Origin of the sequence: Sphingobacterium sp. WOUb80, from assembly GCF_050058145.1 — a bacterium.
Taxonomy (GTDB): Bacteria; Bacteroidota; Bacteroidia; order Sphingobacteriales; family Sphingobacteriaceae; genus Sphingobacterium.
The window spans coordinates 4674926-4695115 of the sequence record NZ_CP165617.1 but is presented as its reverse complement, the minus strand read 5'-3'; the positions used below and the strand labels follow the sequence as shown (position 1 = coordinate 4695115).

Genomic DNA, 20190 nt, shown 5'->3' with positions numbered 1-20190 from the left:
GTAAAAGATGTTGTTCGTAAATGCTTGTGTATTACTCATATTAGATTTTTATATTTTCTTTGCGCTCCGCGCAACAAAGATCAAATTTCCCAAAACAAAAGTATTTTCCATTCTATGGTGGTCTTATTCTGTTTTACTGCTATTAGGCGTTTTTATCTCCGCGCAATTTAATATTCCGCTGATTGTTCGGTCGGTTATCTTGGTCGCTTTCTTTCTGACTGCCGCATCAAAGATATTTTTCTTTTTGATTTTGTTGATTGATGATATCAGACGTGGTGGTGTATGGTTGAAGCGTCTGTTCGCAAAAAAGAGATCTGTTGAGGATTTAGTCGAAGATGCTGGCGACCCTTTACCGGAAAATCCAGTGAAAGGTATTAGCCGATCCGAGTTTTTGACCAAAGCTGGTATTCTAGTGGGTGCCTCACCCTTGATACCATTGAGCTGGGGTATTATTTCAGGAGCTTACGACTATCGTGTCAGAAGAGTTCCATTGTATTTACCCAATTTACCCAAAGCATTCCACGGAATGACCATTGCACAGATCTCCGATGTGCATTCTGGCTCGTTCTATAATAAGAAAGCCGTCACGGGTGGTATTGATATGCTTTTAAAGGAAAAAGCCGATGTGACTTTCTTTACAGGTGATATCGTGAATGCTCAGGCTTCTGAAATGCGCGATTATCAGGATATTTTTGCCCGTGTGAAATCCGACTTAGGTGTATTCTCTACGCTGGGTAACCATGACTATGGCGATTATTATTATGGGAAGGAAGATTCTCCTGCAAAACGCAAGAACCTCCAGGATGTTATCGATGTTCATAAAGTGATGGGTTGGGATCTTTTGATGGATGAAAATCGCAAGATCAAGGTCGATGGTGAAGAACTTTGTATTGTCGGTGTTCAGAATTGGGGGACAGGTCGTTTTCCGAAACATGGCGATATCAAGAAGGCTTTAATGGGGACCGAAGAGCAGCCCGTTAAATTACTGCTGTCTCACGATCCTTCTCACTGGCGTGCTCAGGTACTGGATACAGATGTAGATGTGATGTTTGCAGGACATACACACGGTATGCAATTTGGTGTAAGGTCAGAGATGCTGCAATGGAGTCCAGTACAATATATCTATAAAGAATGGGCAGGACTGTATCGCGAACAGCAGAATAAACGATTATATGTCAATGTTGGCTATGGCTTTTTAGGTTATCCGGGGCGTGTTGGAATTCTGCCCGAAATTACCATATTCGAATTGTTAAAAGCACAGGACCCAAAGTTTAATGCATAAAAAATCCCCTTTGACTTTTGAGTTAATATAGCTATTATTGTGTATTCTGTACACCAGTTATACAAGACATGCAATCAACTTTAAACTTTGGGGACTCTCCCCACACACGTGTGAATATTCTTACCGGGGAAAAAGTACTTGTCTCTCCGCATCGTAGTAAAAGACCTTGGCAAGGGCAAGTAGAGGAGCTTCCTGGAGATAACAGACCGGAATATGATCCGCAATGCTATTTATGCCCGACCAATAAGCGGGCTGACGGTGACGTTAACCCGGATTATAAAGAAAGCTTCGTTTTCGTGAACGATTTTTCAGCTTTATTAAAAGATACAAGCCAGCAAGAATTTAATGAGGACGAACTGTTTGTCGCAGAGACTGAAAGAGGAATCTGTAAAGTCATTGCATTCACCCCACGTCACGATCTTACGCTTCCAGAAATGGATCAGGTAGCTATAAAGGCTGTGGTTGATCTTTGGCAAAAAGAGTTTGTAGAACTATCCAAGGTTGAATGGATCAAATACATCCAGATTTTTGAGAATAAAGGTGCAATTATGGGCTGTAGTAACCCGCATCCACATGGACAGATCTGGTCACAAAACCATTTGCCTGTAGAAATTCAAAAAGAATGTGTTCAGCAACAGAACTATTTCGATAAATACCAGCGCACCATCCTGTCAGATTATGTGAAAGCCGAACTAAGAAAGGAAGAACGAATTATAGACGAGAACGATTCTTTTGTGTCTTTAGTGCCTTTCTGGGCTGCTTGGCCTTATGAAACAATGATTGTCAGCAAACGATCTATCCAAAACATTGCAGGGTTTGACGAAAAAGAAAAGACGGATTTTGCCGCCATACTCAAGCTATTGACAACGCGTTACGACAATCTCTTCAAAACATCCTTCCCCTATTCTGCAGGAATGCATCAGGCGCCAGTAAATGATGGTGACCACCCGGAGTGGCATTGGCATATGCACTTCTATCCACCACTGTTACGTTCTGCTACCGTAAAAAAGTTTATGGTTGGTTATGAAATGCTAGCAAATCCACAACGTGATATCACACCGGAAGTTGCCGCAGAACAGTTGCGAAATTGTTCGACAGTACATTATAAAGCTAAATAAGATGATAACAAAAGATACAATTGTAAATAAATTTAAAGAACACTATCAAGAAGAACCGCTTGTGGTTTCTTCCCCCGGACGCATTAATATTATCGGCGAACATACAGATTACAATGATGGTTTTGTATTGCCTGCAGCGATTGATAAAGCAATTTATGTTGCTGTAAGCAAGCGTTCGGATGATACGATCGTATTGTATGCAGAAGATTATCAGGAACGCCACGAGGTGAAATTAGCGGAGATCGCTATTTCAGAAAAACATTGGCCAAACTATATTCTCGGTGTAGTCGATCAGTATCAGAAACGTGGGGCAGCTTTAGGTGGATTTAACCTTTATATCGATGGTGATGTACCGCTTGGGGCCGGATTATCATCATCAGCTGCTGTTGAATGTGCGGTGACGCTGGCACTTAGTGAATTGTTTGATCTGCAGGTCGAGCAACTGGATATTCCACAGATAGCCCAAAAAGCTGAACATACGTATGCTGGTGTGATGTGTGGTATCATGGATCAGTTTGCATCGGCCTTTGGGAAAGAAAAAAATGTTATCAAGTTGGATTGCCGTACATTGGGTTTCGAGTATGTTCCACTTGATCTTAAAGGTTATGAAGTTGTATTATTGAATACAAACGTAAAACACTCATTAGCTTCTACAGCTTACAATACACGTCGTGAACAGTGTGAGCAAGCTTCTGCCTGGGTGCGGGAAAAATATCCAACGGTTAAGAATTTGCGTGATGTAACCGTCGAGATGCTCGATGAATTGGTTAAGGACAAGGATGCTGACATTTACGCTAAGGCAAGCTTTGTTGTCCGTGAGAATGAGCGTGTAGAGAAATCTTGCGATGCACTGCGTTCGGGCGATGTTGTTCAGTTGGGACAGTATATTTTTCAAAGCCATGAGGGGTTGAGCAAGGTATATGAAGTCAGCTGTCCGGAATTGGATTATTTGGTAGATTATGTCAAGCAGTTTCCTGAGGTGATCGGTGCCCGAATGATGGGTGGTGGTTTCGGTGGTTGTACGATCAATATCGTCAAAGAAGGTGTATTACCTTCAATTTTGCCAACACTCGAAAAAGAATACAAACAGAAATTTGATAAAGAACTTTCGGTCATTCAGGTCAGGATTGCCGACGGTACACGGGTACTTTAATAAAAAATAGGTACAGTAAGGGGAATAACATTAACGTGCTATTCCCCTTATTTTTTGCCCTTTTTGATAAAGACTTAGCACATAAGTGTTAGTTAATTTGATCTAAAGCCTGTTTTAAATCGGCAATTAAATCATCGATATGTTCGATTCCAACAGAGATGCGCAACATGCCCTGCGTAATTCCCGAAGCTTCTTTCTGTTCCTTCGTATGATGACCACCCCACATGCTGGCTGGATGCACAATAAGAGACTCCACGCCACCTAGACTGGCCGCGTTGATAAATATATGGAGACCATTGATGAATGTCTGCGCATTTGAAAAAGCTTCTTCTTCATCTTTACCGTTCAGCTCCATACAAAGCATACCCGAAAACCCGCTCATTTGTTGGGCTGCGAGCTCATGTTGGGGATGATTGGGTAACCCGGGGTAACTGACCTTCTTAATTTTTGGGTGCTGGTCCAAAAATTCGGCCAGCTGAATGGCATTTGCATTAATCTGTTTCACACGTAGACTTAACGTTTTCAATCCGCGTAACAATAACCAGGAGTCAAGCGGTGCAAGTGATGCCCCCAAAGCGACCGATCGCTTCCATACACGGGCAATATAGTCCCGCGTACCGCAGACGACACCAGCAGTGAGATCACTATGTCCGCCTAAATATTTCGTGGCGCTGTGGACAACGACGTCAATTCCAAAATCTGTCGGTGTTTGGTTGATAGGGGAGGCAAAGGTGTTATCGACCATACTCTGAATCCCATGCTGTTTGGCGAGTTCTCCGATCGCTTTTAGGTCGGTGATATGGAGATTAGGATTCGATGGAGTCTCTATATAAATCAGCTTGGTATTTGTCTGAATAGCTTCTCCAAACGCTGCAATATCTGTTTGATCCACAGCTGTAACTGTGATGCCATAATCCGTTAAGAATTCCTTAAAGAAAATAGCTGTACCTGAATAATGTGCATGTTGGGCGACAATATGATCCCCCGATTTGACGATGGCTAATATGGCGGTACTAATAGCTGCCATACCTGTTGCAAATACCAGTGCATCCTCCGTTTTTTCCAATTTTGCGAGGATGGAGGCTACTTGGCTATTCGTCGGGTTGCCATGACGATGATAAAAATAAGGGTGTTTCGGTTCGGTAGCAGCTTTGATGTATTCCGTAGGGTCAGGATCTGCAATGTAGGTGGATGTCTGATAGATTGGAGTAGTTACTGCAGATGTCTGGTTGAATTGCTGTCCCTCATGGACGAGTATCGTTTCGGTATTGGTTGCCATACTAATAATGTTGATTGATGCTTTGTATTGCCTTAAGTCTCCATAACACGAACTTGTCGCATCTTTGATCGTAAGGAACCTTCAATTCGTTTGAAAGCATTGTTGGTGCAAATAGCCCCGAAGAAGGTTGTCTTGTCTATCAAATATAAATAAAATCTACGTATTGAGTAGATTTTATTTATATCGGATGCATCAATACATATTACAACATTTCTTTCAGAAGGCTCAACGCATATCCAATAGTATTCACATTGTTTAGCGCTAAACGTAGCTGGCCTTTGACTTCTTTGAGGTTGCTGATCTCTGGATGGCTTTGTACAAAGGAAAGTACGCGGCCAAACTGGTCTGATTCAAAGTAGCTGGATTTTGGATTGTTGACAAAATAACCTTTCAATGTATGCTTTTTATACGCTATTTTTTCGAATCCGATCGTTTTGCCAAACCACTGTAAACGAAGGGTATTGAACAATTCAAAGACTTCTCGTGGGATAGGACCAAAACGATCTTCAAGCTCTTTCTCAAAGGCTGCCAATTGCTGCTCGTTCTCCAGTTTGGAGAGTTCCGTATATAGATTATACCGTTCCGTAATATTCGTTACATATTCATCGGGGATCAATACCTCAAGGTCTGTGTCAATCTGCGTAAAGGATACATACTTTCGTTCCTTCTCATCAGCGAATACTTCTGAAAACTCATCCTCTTTCAGTTCCTGAATAGCTTCGTCTAAGATTTTATGATACATTTCGAAACCGATCTCGGCAATAAAGCCCGATTGTTCGCCACCCAAGAGGTTGCCCGAACCACGTATATCTAAATCGCGCATGGCAACATTAAATCCAGAGCCCAGTTCAGAAAATTCTTCTATCGCAGAAAGTCGTTTATAGGCCTCCGAAGTTAAAGTCGACAATGGCGGACTCAGCAGATAACAGAAGGCCTTTTTATTGGAGCGACCGACCCGGCCCCGCATTTGGTGCAGGTCACTGAGGCCAAACATATGCGCATGATTAATAATAATCGTATTCGCATTTGGAATATCAAGACCCGCTTCAATAATCGTTGTGGCGATTAAGACATCAAAATCGTGATTGATAAACTTGAGCATCACATCCTCCAGTTCATCGCCCTCCAATTGGCCATGTGCAACACCGACACGGGCTCCTGGAACCAGTTTGCGGATCAAATTGCCCAGCTGTGGAAGATCTGCCACACGGTTATGGATAAAGAATACCTGTCCGCCGCGATCAAGTTCGTAACTGACGGCTTCACCGATCAATGTTTCATTGAAAACGTGGAGTTCGGTCTGTACAGGCTGGCGGTTGGGTGGCGGAGTCGAGATGATACTCAGATCGCGGGCTCCCATCAATGAAAAATGCAAGGTCCTCGGTATAGGTGTTGCTGTTAATGTCAGCGAATCCACGTTCGCGCGCATGACTTTCAATTTTTCTTTTACGGTAACGCCAAACTTTTGTTCCTCATCGATAATCATCAGGCCGAGATCTTTGAATTTCACATCTTTGCTAACAAGGCGGTGTGTGCCGATGATAATGTCTATTTTTCCTTCAGCGAGCCTGGCTAAGGTATCTTTAATCTGTTTCGTTGTCTTGAAACGGTTGATGTAGTCGATCGTGCATGGAAGGCCCTTTAGACGCTCCGAAAATGTCCGGAAATGCTGCAATGCCAGGATAGTAGTCGGTACCAGAACAGCAACTTGTTTACTGTCTGCTACAGCTTTGAAGGCCGCACGGATGGCAACCTCCGTTTTTCCGAAGCCAACATCCCCACAGATCAGCCGGTCCATCGGATGCGGCGATTCCATATCTTTTTTTACATCAGCAGTAGCCTTTTCCTGATCGGGGGTATCTTCATAGATAAACGAAGCCTCTAGCTCATTCTGTAAGTAACTGTCCGGTGAAAATGCATTCCCATGTTGTGCTTTGCGTTTGGCATAGAGCATGATCAGGTCGCGTGCAATATCTTTAACCTTTTTCTTGGTTGTCTTCTTGAGTTTGTCCCAGGCATCTGTACCCAGTTTATTCATTTTGGGGACTGTGCCCTCTTTACCCGAATATTTGGAGATGCGGTTTAAAGAGTTGATGTTCACATACAGAAGATCATTGTCTGCATAGATCAAGCGGATCATTTCTTGAGATTTACCGTTAACATCTACTTTTTCCAAGCCGCCATAACGGCCGACACCGTGATCAATATGAGTGATGAAATCTCCGGGTTTGAGATCCCGCAAATCTTTGAGCGTGATTGCCTGCGAACGCTCGTAAGCTTTCTTACGTTTGTATTTATAATACCTGTCAAATATTTGGTGATCCGTATAGCAGGCCAGTTTTAAACTGTCGTCTCTAAAGCCTTCCCGTAAAGCTTTATGAATTGGAATAAAGGTTGCCGACTTATCGAGGTCTTCTAGGATGGTATAAATGCGCTCAACCTGTTTTGTTGAATCTGAAAAGATCAGATTCTGGATGCGCTGGCCTTCATTTTCTTTGAAATTATGGATTAAGAGATTAAAATCCTTATTGAATGAAGGTTGCGGATGGATATCGAACTTGAGGCTTACTTCGGATTTATAAAAAAACTGTTTGCCGAATTCGATGACGGGGAACTCGAAAAATAAGGCATTGAGGTTTTTCTCATCTGTAAATTCATGGGCTGGATTATGCCATTCCGGGTTGTCCTTTTTCTGCTTATCTGTTAATCCCGCCCATAATTTTTCTGCTTTCTTTAGGCCATCTTTAACAATATCCAAGGTAAATTGAGCATCTTTGATCCAGATCGTAGCGTCCTGATCTACATATTCCAATAAGGAAATGTGCTGGGATGTCAGGAATTTCGCTTGGACATTTGGTACAATGGTTACTTTGTGGATTTTTTTGACAGACAGTTGGGACTCAATGTCAAATGTCCGTATGCTTTCGATGTCATCGCCAAAGAATTCAATACGGTATGGGAGGTCATTCGAAAAAGAATAGATATCTACGATGCCACCGCGTATTGCAAATTGCCCCGGCTCATACACAAAGTCAACGCGTTCGAAATCATATTCGATTAAAAATTCGTTGATGAAATCAATGCTTAAAGCTGTATTTTCAGTTATTTCCAGTGTATTCTTATCCAGATCATTCCGGTTGATTACTTTCTCCGCAATAGCTTCCGGATACGTAACTACCATTTTAGGTAATTCGGATGTGTGGTTAAGTGAACTTAACGTCTCCGCACGTTGCAATACATTGGCAGAGTCAGTTTGTGTAAAATCAAACGATTTGCGATAAGACGAAGGAAAAAAAAGAACCTGTTTATCCAGCAGGCTTTCCAGATCACTTAAAAAATAAGAAGCGTCTTCATGAGTCGGTAAGATAAAGACCATCGGACGTTCTTGTAAGTTGTAAGAAGATACGGCTATAAATGCGTCCGAAGATCCAATAAGCCCTTTCAGCTGGATCTTGGGGTTTTTGGACTGCATGGCCTTGGTAAGCGACTGGACAGTTTCGCTTTGGCTGTATTTTTCTAATATTTCTTGAATTCCCACGAGCAAAAATTTCGAATAATTGCGAATTTAACGAAATAGTATCAAGTATTGGGTATGAAGTGCTAAATTTTTTGGTAAAAAAATGGCTGACTTGCTCGTTAAGAAGGAGATACTTTAAAGCCTTTCAAAAGTAACAGGCAGATTAATCTGTACTGATTTTATTGGGCCAAGTAAAAGGTATAGGCAAAAGCGAGCAACACCAACAATGTGGCCAAGTAAATTAATTTGTATTGCTCGTAAGCTGTAACATGAAAGGATCCAATTTTTACACGGTTTTTACTATTTCTCATGGTTAATTTAGGTCGATATCAATCTTCTGTTCACTAATATAGCTTTTTAGTGTTGTATTACCAAAAGCATCTAGTGTATTTTGAAAATCTTCCCGATAGTCAAACTGAAAGTCTTCATGAAGTTTACTGAATTTACCTACCGCATGTTTTATTCGGCCTGTAATGTATTTATGCAATTTATGGGCAGCAGACTGGTAGGAGGAGTCAAAAAGCCTGTCGTAGTCGGCAATGGCACGCTTCAGGATATAACATCTAAATTCTACTTCGCTGTTTTTGTCCTTGGTGACTTTTTCGTGCTCATTCACTAAACCGCTTGCCTGCTTCACCAGCTTGCTCAACGCAATAAAGTTACTGTGATGTGCTGTGTTGGCGATCTGGCTTAAACCAATATCGAACAATTGCGCCAGTTGCTGGCGTAGCTTCTCAATACGATCTTCTAAATCATATTCGTTTTCCAGTAATTGGAAATGCAATTGCTTGATCAGCATTTTGTCCTTGCTTATCAGGCGTACGAGGAGTTTGTCTTTTTCCTTTTGTGGTAGGTCAAGGACAGCTTTCTTTAGTTCGGCATCTTGATGTAAGGACATAATCTGTGTTTTAGTGTAAAAGAGTTGTTGAGCGAAAATTCAGGCACACTGACAGCGCGCCTGAATAAATTTCTCGTTTCATAAGCCGGAATTTATGTAGGCAATAACTACCAACATATTTATCGCCGCTTGCTATTAATACAATATTCTGAACTTAATTGTATTGTCGATCTGTTTGAGTTGTTTCAATAGATCTTTATCATATTCGCCTTGTATATCGGTTACCGCATAGCCAATGTCACTTTTGGTCATTAGAAATTGGGCAACGATATTGATGTTATTTTGAGCATAGACCTTATTGATCTGAGCCATAATTCCGGGAACGTTTTGGTGGATATGCAACAATCTTGTTACCTGTTTTACTTTTGGTAAAATCAGATTTGGGAAGTTCCGACTTAAATAAGTATCACCATTGTTGATAAAATCGGCCATCCGCCGAGGTATAAACTCGGAATTTTTCTTTTTATTTTTCTTATCATCGAAAACGACAATACCTTTAGCATTGCAGATATCTTTATTGATATGCCCTCTGATATCGCCCAAATATCCAATCGTTTTTAACTTGTCTGCATGTTGGAGTTGCTCATCACTGATATCGATATTGTCCCCCAATAGAAGCATTCCTACATCCTTCACATATTTTTCTTCAAAGGTATCTTTTGTGCGGATTGAAAAGCCATCTCTTTTTAAGATATGAGCCGCTATTTCTGGTACATCTCCCACGATCAAACAAAGGATACGATTTTTAGGATAGGATATTGCACGAGGCAGATCATTTACATATAAGAACTCATCAAAACTAGGTGTGATGAAGTCTGCTTTCTCAGTGACACTTTTACGCTGGATATTCTCCGTAAAGGCAAAGAATTTTTCGATTAACCCCGATTCTTTCAGTTGAAAATCTGAATAACCGTCACCAATACCAAATAGTCTTCCTTCAATATTTAATTGTTTTAATAATTGCACTTTTCCACCTTCATTTGATAACGGATTCTCTTCATCAAAACCGATGATATTACCTTCTTCATCAAATCTGAATGTATTGGCATAGATATTTTCAGTCTTGATATGATACGGTGTTACAACAGGCGTAATAAACTCCTTAAAACCTCCCGAAACAATCCATGCGGTGTCGGCATGCTTCTTAAAGAATTCACGATTTCGGGAAAAAGAGGTTGAAACCTTTTTCTTAAGATGCGAAACAAGTTTATCCAGATGAGATTTATTGGCATTTAAGAGTTTTACGCGTCCTGCCAAAGCCTCTCGGAAAGATAGTTTACCCTCCATGGCAAGATTGGTGTACCGCTCAATTTCGTGATAGATAGACTCGCGATCCGGATGATTCTCAAGGGAGATCCGTGCAAGTTCGTCAAGTGCTTCTACTTGTGTAAATGTACTATCAAAATCAATGATGTAATAGTTTTTCATTTTATTATTTTTTTATGAAACGATCAAGAGTAATAGCGCTGAATGCTGATCTCCGATATCGGTAGGTTTCCGACGGTTTCAAGGTTCGGTTGTTTGTTATGTTATAGTTTTACTGTTTGTTATACAAATCTGCAATTTCCTTTAGCGTTTGTTCCAAAGGCCGATAACTGTGGTTTAGAAGTTCCTGGATTTTAGCGTTGGAATACTGCAATTTGGCACTTGAAGCCGCCGCAGTTTCTTTTGTCAATGTCGTATCCGATTTTTTAAATACGGAAAGCATACTGGAAACAGTGGAGGCAATTTGCAGTAAGGTCTCAGAAACTTCGATTGTCGGTTCAGGCCTATTCATTAATACACTTGCCACGCTCAGCAGATCCTTGTTGCTTATATTGAGATGATTGATGATATAGCGCTCAGCGGTAATATCATCTTTTTCCATTAATTGAATCATGATCGCAGCAACATCTTCAACGTCAACAACGCCAACACTTCCTTTTGGGTAAAATCGTAGACCTTTATTGATCATCGAAAAAATAGCTCCAGAGCCTTTGTCGTTGGCCGAAGCACCTAAAATTACTGAGGGGTTGACAATAACTGCATTTAGACCTTCGGTAATGCCACGCCAGACCTCCATCTCCGCCTGATATTTTGATAACGAATAGTTGGATGTCAATGAATTGTGTTCCCAATGGTCTTTCTCGGATACCGGCAGGTTGTCTCTATTTGTCCCTAAAGCTGCGATGGAACTTACATGGAGCAGACGAATGCCCTTTTCAAGGCAAAGATTGACCACGTTTGCTGTTCCTTCCACATTTACGTTAAAGAGTGATTTAGCATCTTTTTTTTGATAAGAAACCAATGCTGCACAATGGAATACTTTGGTGACCCCCTCGAGCGCATCTTCCAATTCAAAATAATTGTTGATATCTGCATCGATCCATTGAATCAGCGAAGATGCTAACAACGGAGCCGGAATAGTCGACTGAGCTCTTTTGATGGCAATCACGTCAATTCCCTGGTCTATCAACTGCCTGATTAATGTAGACCCTAAAAAACCTGTTCCTCCAGTTATTAATATCACTTGATAAAGATACTGTTAAAAATAATGTTTTCAAAAGTTAGTTAATAAATGGATATTTGTGTGAATTGTATCCTGAAAAAACCGTCATGCTTTCGCAGGTATCAAACACCATGAAAGCCAAGGTAGATTCTTTCAGTCCAATTAAAACAGTTGCTTTCAGAACAAATAGGAGATTTTACAAATTATAGCTTATGTCATCACTGTCCGTATTCTTTAGCCCGATTTCAATTACAGGTTTTGCTCCTGAGCATGGGTTCTTGAGTTCTCAACTTGGAAACGTTATTCAAGCCTATGAAACAGATTTTCCGAGCTGGGAAGCGGATAAACAACCTCAGTTGGCTATTGTCGGTGTGGAAGAAGACCGTGCATCCATGAATAATAATGGAACGGATAAAGCACCGGATGCTGTACGGAAACATCTCTATGCGCTATATCAGGGCGATTATAAGATGAATATCGTTGATTTGGGAAATATCAAAGCCGGTAATACAATTCAAGATACTTATATCGCTTTAAAATCTGTTGTGGAGGAACTGGTCAAAGAAAATATTCTTCCGATTATCATTGGTGGTGGACAGGACCTTACCTATGCGCAATATTTGGGGTATCAAAATTTGGAACGAAAAATAGAATTAGCGATTATCGACGCACGTTTTGACCTTGATCAGGAAAATGCCGACAATGTGAGCCTAAATTCCCGATCTTATGTGAACCATATTATCTTGCATCAGCCAGACTATTTATTCAATTTAAATGCCATAGCCTATCAAACCTACCTCGTCAGTAAAGAGTCTATCAATATGTATGATAAACTATTTTTTAACGCGACACGATTAGGTATGATTGCTGGTAAAATGGACCAATCTGAGCCTTTGATCCGAGCGGCAGATTTAATTAGTTTTGATATTGGAGCCATTCGGGCCTCCGAAGCACCGGGAAATGCCAATGCCATGCCGAATGGACTATATGGTGATGAGGCTTGTCAGCTTGCCCGCTATGCAGGGATGTCGGATAAATGCTCCTCCATTGGTTTTTATGAATTCAATCCAACATTTGATCCAATGGAGCAGACAGCAATGTTAGTCTCCCAAATGATCTGGTGCTTTATTGATGGTTACTACAACCGTAAACAAGATACGCCGCTGTACCCCAAATCATCTTATATCATTTACCGCACGACACTGGAAAACGAAGAGCATGAATTGGTCTTTGTGAAAAGTAAAAAATCAGACCGTTGGTGGATTCAAGTGCCTTATTTTGGGTCCAAATCTGTTAATGAGCGTTATTACCTTGTGCCTTGCCGTTATGAAGACTACCAATTGGCTGTTTCAGGTGAAATGCCCGACCTATGGTGGAAGACACACCAAAAGTTACAATAGTTTACCGCTAAGTGGGACATAGGTATTACGCCTTACCATAAAGAAGCGTATAATACACCGTGCAAAAAGATAACCGATTGGTTTTATCGGTGTTTTAATAGCGCTAATCCATTAAATTTAGGACGTTATAGGTTTAATTAAATGCAATGATGGCAAAACAAACCTGCTCAGGTAAGTATACACCATCTTCAGAAAATACAAATCATGGAAATATTTTTCTTTGCGGGAATCGTTTTGTTATTGGTCATTTTGATCGTATTGGTGCTCAAAAAGAATACCGATACCAGTGCTGGTCCTGCGTACAATAAGGAGGTTGAAACACTAAAAATTGAGCTCGCTAGATCGCAACAGCGGGAACAAAGTTTGCTGGAAGAACGTCTTATGCTAAAAAATGAATTGGATAAGGAACGGGAGAATCTTCTGGTCGCAGAGCGGTCTTTAGAAAGTACACGTTCATTTTATGAGGCGCAGCTCGATAAATTTCAGGAACAGAAGAATGAAATTGCTGAGATTAAACGACAATTCAACAATGAGTTTCAGGTCATCGCCAATAAAATATTAGAAGAGAAGACACAAAAGTTTACAGAGACCAATCATCGTTCACTGGGCTTGATCTTGGATCCATTGAAAGAAAAAATCAAATTGTTTGAAGAGAAAGTCGATAAAAATTACAATCAGGAAGCAGCTGAAAGGAATTCTTTAAAAGGGGTTGTCCTCCAGCTGGTCGAACAGAGTCTTAAAATTAAAGACGAAGCCAATAGCCTAACCAAGGCATTAAAAGGGGATACCAAAAAGCAGGGCAATTGGGGCGAGGTAATTTTAGAGCGGGTTTTGGAGCGTTCGGGACTTATGCGCGATCGGGAATTTAGACTGCAGGTGTCTCTTATGGATGCAGAGGGCAGAAGAATGCAGCCCGATGCGATCATCGATCTTCCCGAAGATAAACATCTGATTGTGGATTCGAAAGTTTCGTTGATTGCCTATGAACGATGGGTCAATGCTGAGACGGACGAGGACCGTGCAATTTTCGCAAAGCAGCACGTACAGTCTGTGGAAAATCATGTGAAGGAACTTTCCGCAAAAAACTATCACGAGTTATATGGTATAGAGTCGCCAGAATTTGTGTTGCTATTTATGCCAATAGAGTCTGCTTTAAGTATGTCTGTGGCCCAAAAACCAGATTTGTTTAGCGAGGCTTGGGATCGCAAAGTTGTCATCGTCAGTCCTTCTACATTGTTGGCAACCCTTCGTACCATAGCAAGTATCTGGAAACAGGAACGTCAGACCAGGAATGTAATTGAAATAGCGAAAGAAGCGGGGAGCCTTTATGATAAATTTGTGAGCTTTCTGAATGATATGGAACAGGTGCAAAACCAGTTGGAACGCGCATTAAAAAGCCATGAAGATGCAACTAAAAAGCTTTCTACAGGAGCTGGTAATGTGATTGGAAAAGTGGAGAAATTAAAACGTTTAGGGGCTAAGGCAAATAAACAGATCGATTCCAAATTTTTGGATGAGGAAGATTAACAAAAACGGGCTTGCCGAAAGGCAAGCCCGTTTATAATTTTTAGCTGTGAAATGCAAAACCTGCTCTGCTAACTTATGCTAGCGATTCTACTAAAGTTCTTTCATTCGCTTATTGATGGAAACATCAACATACGTATCCTTTAAACGATCGACAGCTTCTTTTTGAACAGTGACATTGGTGTCTGATTCGTAATCATGAATGGTCCTTTGGTTTTGGACTTCGTTGTCATATGGATCCTTTCCTGCCAGCAGTTTGACAATTACAGGTAAACATTCCAGAAAGACAAAAAGCAGCGCAATAAAAAATACAGCATTTGCATTCGACTCGTTGACTTTGCCATTGGCATCATATCTGAGGTTGCCTAGGGCCGAGTTGCGGTCTGCAAAACCAGCGACATTCACAGCGCTATCCAGTGAAGCGTTCGATAAGACCTTTTGATCCAATATACCTTCAAATTTTTGTTTCTGGCGTATCGCGTTTTGCTGGGTCGTTATTTTACTTCGCAATGTATCCAAATAGCCCTCTTTTTTCTTCAGTTCTTCTTCTTTCATTTTGGCATAGGGGCCATAACCCATGACACCAGATGTTTCGGTTGTTTTGTTCCCGAATATCTCGTAATTCAATTTTGTACGGTCATTTTTAATACTGGCTTCCAATGAATCACGTTCTACTGTAATCGATTTTAAAAGTGAAACCTCATTGGCATATTTTTTATTGAAAGTACTGTTGAGTGTGTCAATTTTAGCGCGTTGATCTGCAAGAAAACGTACACGAAGGTTTTCTCGAATCTCTTTATCGAAGATTTTTAGCTCCAACGGTCGAGAGATAACTAGGCCAATCAAAATTGCCAATAGAATTCGAGGAAGAGCCTGCAGAAGCTGCATAAGGCCACTTTTGGATTTATTTATACTGAGTACAATATAGCGATCCATATTGAATATCGCTAAACCCCAAATGATGCCAAATACAATGGCCAAAAGCCAGTCAAATGCTCCCCCACTAAATACGAAATACATGGCATAACCACCCGAAAGGCTGGCAAACAATCCCGTAAAAAAAATAGTAGCACCTATGGCTGTGTACTTACTATGTTCTTCCGGATATTTTTCAAGAGTTTCTTGATGTACCCCCGCACATCTCCAAAAGAAACGGTTAATATCGCTCATTAAAATATTTTTATCCAAATTGACAGATTATTTTTAACAAGGTTTATGAATAAGTTTTTGTTTTACAATAGGATGACGGTTTTTCGACTCTAATACCTCACCCTAAGTGGCGCCTATGCTTTTGCCTAATTTTATTATCTTTGGGAAAAAATCAGGAATAATCAGATAATATGAAGAAAAGACAACTTTTGCCATTCTTTGTGATAGTGGCAACTGCATTTGTTGGTTGTGAGGAAAAAAAAGTGATGACAGATAATCCTCTTTTATTGGCTTACGAGACCCCGTTCAATGTACCTCCTTTTGACAAGATCAAAACGGAGCATTTTAGGCCAGCTTTTGACGAGGCTATAAAAATACATAATTTGGAAATTGATACGATAGTCAATAATCCCGATAAAGCAACATTTCAAAATACCATAGTCGCTCTCGAAAATGCGGGTGGATTATTGAACAATGTATCTACAGTATTCTATAATTTAAACAGCGCCAATACAAATGACAGTATTCAGGCGATAGCGAAAGATCTGGCACCGATCTTATCGAGTCATTCCGATGAGATTTCAATGAATACCAAATTATTTGACCGTATTAAAACAGTTTGGAGTAGCCGAAGTACACTTGGACTGGACGAACAAGACAATAAACTGTTGGAAGAAACTTATAAAAGTTTTGTCCGTTCGGGAGCAAACCTTAAGGATGCTGATAAAGAAAAAATGAAGAAGATTAATGCTGAACTTTCAACATTAACAACGCAATTCGGACAAAATTTGCTTGCTGAAACCAATGCCTATACACTGGTAGTGGATTCCGCCAGCCAATTGGAAGGCTTGCCAGAATCGTTGAAAACGGCAGCAGCTGAAGAAGCCGTAGCAAAAGGAAAGAAAGATAAGTGGGTGTTCACTTTACAGAATCCTTCCATTATGCCCTTTCTTCAATATGCAAAAAATCGTGAATTGAGAAAGCAACTTTGGGAGGCCTATCAGCTACGCGGTAATCAAGATAACACCAACGATAACAAGGCGATCATTCAAAAAATTGTCAACCTTCGCCTTCAAAAAGCAAAATTATTGGGTTATTCTTCACATGCGGCCTATGTACTAGAGGAGTCTATGGCGAAGAATCCGACCAATGTCTATGCGCTATTAAACAAACTTTGGACGCCCGCTTTAGCAAAAGCGAAAGGTGAAGAAGCAGATATTGCGAAGGAAATTAAGGCCGAAGGCGGTAATTTTGCTGTTGCTCCTTACGACTGGAGATATTATACAGAGATTATACGCAAAAAACGGTTTGCGCTTGATGAAGATGAGATTAAACCTTATTTGAGCCTTCCTGCAGTTCGTGAAGGTGCGTTTGCCGTAGCCAATAAATTATATGGTTTGACATTCGTCGCCTTAAACAATGTCCCAACTTACCATAAAGATGTGGAAGTGTATGAAGTTAAAGACAAAGACGGTTCACATTTAGGTCTCTTATATGCTGATTTCTTCCCACGCGAATCAAAACGAGGCGGTGCCTGGATGACTTCTTACCGTAACCAGTCGACAAAAGATGGCAAACGTGTTGCTCCTGTAATTTCCATCGTATGCAATTTCACAAAACCAGTGGGAAAAAATCCTGCCTTGTTGACATTTGATGAAGCGACGACCTTGTTCCATGAGTTTGGGCATGCTTTGCATGGTCTCCTTTCCAATGTAAGATACCGCTCAATGGCGGGAACTTCTGTACCACGTGACTTTGTTGAACTACCTTCACAAGTGATGGAAAATTGGGCTGCAGATCCCGAAGTGTTAAAAACATATGCTAAGCATTATAAGACCAAAGAAGCAATGCCAGATTCATTGATTCAGAAAATGGAAAAGGCCGGGACCTTTGATCAAGGATTTGCAACCGTTGAATATCTTTCCGCTGCGTTGTTAGATATGGATTATCATGCTACCACAAAAGAAATTTCAAAAGACATTAATGGCTTTGAAAAAATGGCAATGAAAAAAATAGGTATTATTGATGCTATTATTCCGCGTTATCGGAGTACATATTTTCAACATATCTTCGCCGGTGGGTATTCTGCAGGTTATTATGCTTATATCTGGTCTGAAGTATTGGATTCGGATGCTTTTGCCGCTTTCAAGGAAAAATCATTGTACGATCAAGTGACAGCAGATTCTTTCCGTAAGAATATCCTTGAAAAAGGAGGTACAGATGATCCTGCTAAAATGTACCGTGCATTTAGAGGTGCGGATCCGGATCCAAAATATCTATTGAAAAAAAGGGGATTAAACTAAGGCTCTCTAGTCAAAAAAGGCGATATAGAAATATATCGCCTTTTTTTTTTGTTCAGACACTTGTTATTCTAAAAACTATTCTTACATTTGAATATTATTTATAATGAGTCTAAATAAATGCAAATAAGTATGTGTGATACAAAGATTCTAAGCCAAAGAGGGGATACCCATATCAGTGTTTGCCATAAGTGTCAAACCTATTATATATGGCAACAAAGTTTTGTACTGACATTTACGAAGAACAAATTCTTCGATTTTCTCAATATCACAAGAAGTAATGGCGATGAGCTTTTCTTTAGCACATTTCCGGACGGCGAATTTCGATTGATCATGAAGACGCCTTATCCAGATATCGTATTTTCATTTGACGAAGAACAATGGCAGAATTTTAGAGATGCGCTCCAGGAATCGTACTATATGAACGAGTTCTATGGGATGCTGAATAATTAAGATAAAAAGTCCTGTTGCATCGCTTGTGTTTCATCTCTCTTTCCTTATGCGTTGACAACAGGCACAAACAAAACCCTCAGTTATATTTGCATACATATACGTGAATATATCCTGAGGGTTCTTATTTTATCAATATTTTGATTACTCGCCTATTGCGTAATATTTAAAATCAAGGTTTTCAAGTTCCTGACGGTTCAATAGTTTACGTCCATCGAACACAAATGCGGGCTTTTTCATATGCTCCTTGATTTTGGCCCAGTCATAGCTCTTAAATTCATCCCATTCGGTTAATACGGCAATTGCATGCGCATCATTGCAAGCCTCATAGGCGGTGTTAACAACTTTTACCAAGGTTCTGTTTTCTTCCGAAGAGCGGGTGTTCAGGTAATCTAGGTCGGCATAGATACGTTCAGCAGAAACTTTGGGGTCATAGATCGTGATTTCAGCTTGTTCACTCAATAGATAATCTGCAACATAGATCGCTGCAGATTCACGCGTATCATTCGTGTCTTTTTTGAATGCCCAGCCCAAGAATGCAATCTTTTTGCCAGATACGGTATTATACAATGTTTGGATAATGTTGTCCGCAAATCGCTGTTTTTGATAATCATTCATCAAAATCACTTGATCCCAATATTCGGCAACTTCTGTGAGACCGTAACTTCGTGCAATATAAACTAGATTGAGGATATCTTTTTGAAAACAAGAGCCACCAAAACCTACAGAAGCTTTCAAAAATTTGGATCCAATCCTGGAGTCCATACCGATCGCTTTGGAAACTTCGTCGACATTCGCACCTGTTTTCTCGCAGAGTGCCGAGATGGAGTTAATGGAAGAAACCCGCTGTGCCAAAAAGGCGTTGGCTGTTAATTTCGAAAGTTCTGATGACCACAGATTGGTTGTCAGGATCTTGTCGTGACTTACCCAATGTGCATAGATATCAACCAATGCGGCAATGGCTTCATCATTCTCGCCACCGATCAGGACGCGGTCTGGATTGATAAGATCCTGTATGGCTGTTCCTTCTGCTAAAAATTCAGGGTTTGAAAGAATATGGAAATTGACCCCATTTCCTGTATTGTCAAGGATACTTTTTAAAGCTGCCGCTGTGCGAACCGGTAAAGTCGATTTTTCAACAACAATTTTGTCGTTTTTGGCAACAGCTGCGATCTGGCGTGCGCAAAGTTCAATATACTTTAAATCTGCTGCCATTCCCTTTCCTTTGCCGTAATTTTTAGTCGGCGTATTGACCGAAATAAAAATCATATCGGCCTCATCGATAGCCTTTTCAATATCGGTTGAGAAAAACAAATTGCGATTACGTGCTTCTGCAACGATTTCCTGTAACCCGGGTTCATAGACAGGAAGGTTATCAAGATCTTCATCGTTCCAGGCCGCGATCCGAGCCGCATTGACATCGACGATCGTAATCTCAATATGTGGGCATTGCTTTGCAACAACTGACATGGTAGGTCCACCGACGTATCCAGCACCGATACAGCATATTTTCTTGATTGTTTTGCTCATTTTGATTATCTTAATCAGCTATAAATTGAAGAACAAACTTAGATAAATTGCTTTTGATATGCAATACAAAGCACAGCATATCAAAACAATTTATTTATAGGA

The 20190-nt window shown here is 40.5% G+C and carries 15 protein-coding genes; 7 read left to right on the top strand and 8 right to left on the bottom strand.

Going from position 1 to position 20190, the window contains the following annotated elements; all coding sequences use genetic code 11:
- Window positions 1-7 precede the first annotated feature (7 nt).
- From AB1Z56_RS19445 to galK, 3 genes are all read left to right on the top strand, one after another.
- Window positions 8-1282: a metallophosphoesterase gene (locus AB1Z56_RS19445; protein WP_426789913.1), complete on the top strand. Its 1275-nt coding sequence runs from the start codon at window positions 8-10 to the stop codon at window positions 1280-1282.
- Between the two features lie 68 nt (window positions 1283-1350).
- Complete coding sequence (locus AB1Z56_RS19440) at window positions 1351-2400, top strand: UDP-glucose--hexose-1-phosphate uridylyltransferase (protein WP_313269414.1); 1050 nt, start codon at window positions 1351-1353, stop codon at window positions 2398-2400.
- Between the two features lies 1 nt (window position 2401).
- Window positions 2402-3553: a galactokinase gene (gene galK, locus AB1Z56_RS19435; RefSeq protein ID WP_309365412.1), complete on the top strand. Its 1152-nt coding sequence runs from the start codon at window positions 2402-2404 to the stop codon at window positions 3551-3553.
- Window positions 3554-3641: 88 nt separating this feature from the next.
- Here galK and AB1Z56_RS19430 read toward each other — a convergent pair whose 3' ends face one another.
- The 6 genes from AB1Z56_RS19430 to AB1Z56_RS19405 form a co-directional block, all read right to left on the bottom strand.
- Window positions 3642-4832, bottom strand: coding sequence for a trans-sulfuration enzyme family protein (locus tag AB1Z56_RS19430; protein WP_426789912.1), 1191 nt, complete (start codon window positions 4830-4832; stop codon window positions 3642-3644).
- A 202-nt stretch (window positions 4833-5034) separates the two neighbouring features.
- Window positions 5035-8370 carry a transcription-repair coupling factor gene (gene mfd / locus AB1Z56_RS19425; RefSeq protein WP_313269420.1) on the bottom strand — a complete coding sequence of 1112 codons (3336 nt, stop codon included), beginning with the start codon at window positions 8368-8370 and terminating at the stop codon, window positions 5035-5037.
- 158 nt (window positions 8371-8528) lie between these two features.
- Complete coding sequence (locus tag AB1Z56_RS19420) at window positions 8529-8660, bottom strand: hypothetical protein (protein WP_309365418.1); 132 nt, start codon at window positions 8658-8660, stop codon at window positions 8529-8531.
- A gap of 2 nt (window positions 8661-8662) precedes the next feature.
- Window positions 8663-9247, bottom strand: a complete 585-nt coding sequence (locus AB1Z56_RS19415) for a hypothetical protein (RefSeq protein WP_309365420.1) — start codon at window positions 9245-9247, stop codon at window positions 8663-8665.
- Between the two features lie 135 nt (window positions 9248-9382).
- The gene (locus tag AB1Z56_RS19410) at window positions 9383-10675 is read right to left on the bottom strand and encodes an HAD-IB family phosphatase (RefSeq protein WP_088163251.1); all 1293 of its coding nucleotides are present in this window, start codon (window positions 10673-10675) and stop codon (window positions 9383-9385) included.
- A gap of 109 nt (window positions 10676-10784) precedes the next feature.
- Complete coding sequence (locus AB1Z56_RS19405; RefSeq protein WP_426789911.1) at window positions 10785-11756, bottom strand: NAD-dependent epimerase/dehydratase family protein; 972 nt, start codon at window positions 11754-11756, stop codon at window positions 10785-10787.
- A gap of 191 nt (window positions 11757-11947) precedes the next feature.
- On the opposite strand from AB1Z56_RS19405, the gene AB1Z56_RS19400 reads away from it, so the two are divergent.
- Window positions 11948-13135 carry a formimidoylglutamase gene (locus AB1Z56_RS19400; RefSeq protein ID WP_313269427.1) on the top strand — a complete coding sequence of 396 codons (1188 nt, stop codon included), beginning with the start codon at window positions 11948-11950 and terminating at the stop codon, window positions 13133-13135.
- A 204-nt stretch (window positions 13136-13339) separates the two neighbouring features.
- Window positions 13340-14662, top strand: coding sequence for a DNA recombination protein RmuC (gene rmuC, locus AB1Z56_RS19395; RefSeq protein WP_309365428.1), 1323 nt, complete (start codon window positions 13340-13342; stop codon window positions 14660-14662).
- Between the two features lie 90 nt (window positions 14663-14752).
- Here the strand turns inward: rmuC and AB1Z56_RS19390 are convergent, their stop codons facing one another.
- Window positions 14753-15829 (bottom strand): DUF4407 domain-containing protein, encoded by a 1077-nt coding sequence (locus AB1Z56_RS19390; RefSeq protein WP_313269432.1) that lies wholly within the window; start codon window positions 15827-15829, stop codon window positions 14753-14755.
- A gap of 170 nt (window positions 15830-15999) precedes the next feature.
- Between AB1Z56_RS19390 and AB1Z56_RS19385 the strand changes: the two genes are divergently transcribed.
- Both AB1Z56_RS19385 and AB1Z56_RS19380 read left to right on the top strand, forming a co-directional pair.
- A complete protein-coding gene (locus AB1Z56_RS19385) occupies window positions 16000-18111 on the top strand; it encodes a M3 family metallopeptidase (RefSeq protein ID WP_426789910.1) in 2112 nt (703 codons plus the stop codon).
- 129 nt (window positions 18112-18240) lie between these two features.
- The gene (locus AB1Z56_RS19380) at window positions 18241-18561 is read left to right on the top strand and encodes a hypothetical protein (RefSeq protein WP_309365434.1); all 321 of its coding nucleotides are present in this window, start codon (window positions 18241-18243) and stop codon (window positions 18559-18561) included.
- Between the two features lie 141 nt (window positions 18562-18702).
- Here the strand turns inward: AB1Z56_RS19380 and AB1Z56_RS19375 are convergent, their stop codons facing one another.
- Window positions 18703-20088, bottom strand: a complete 1386-nt coding sequence (locus tag AB1Z56_RS19375) for a nucleotide sugar dehydrogenase (protein WP_309365436.1) — start codon at window positions 20086-20088, stop codon at window positions 18703-18705.
- Between the last annotated feature and the right edge of the window lie 102 nt (window positions 20089-20190).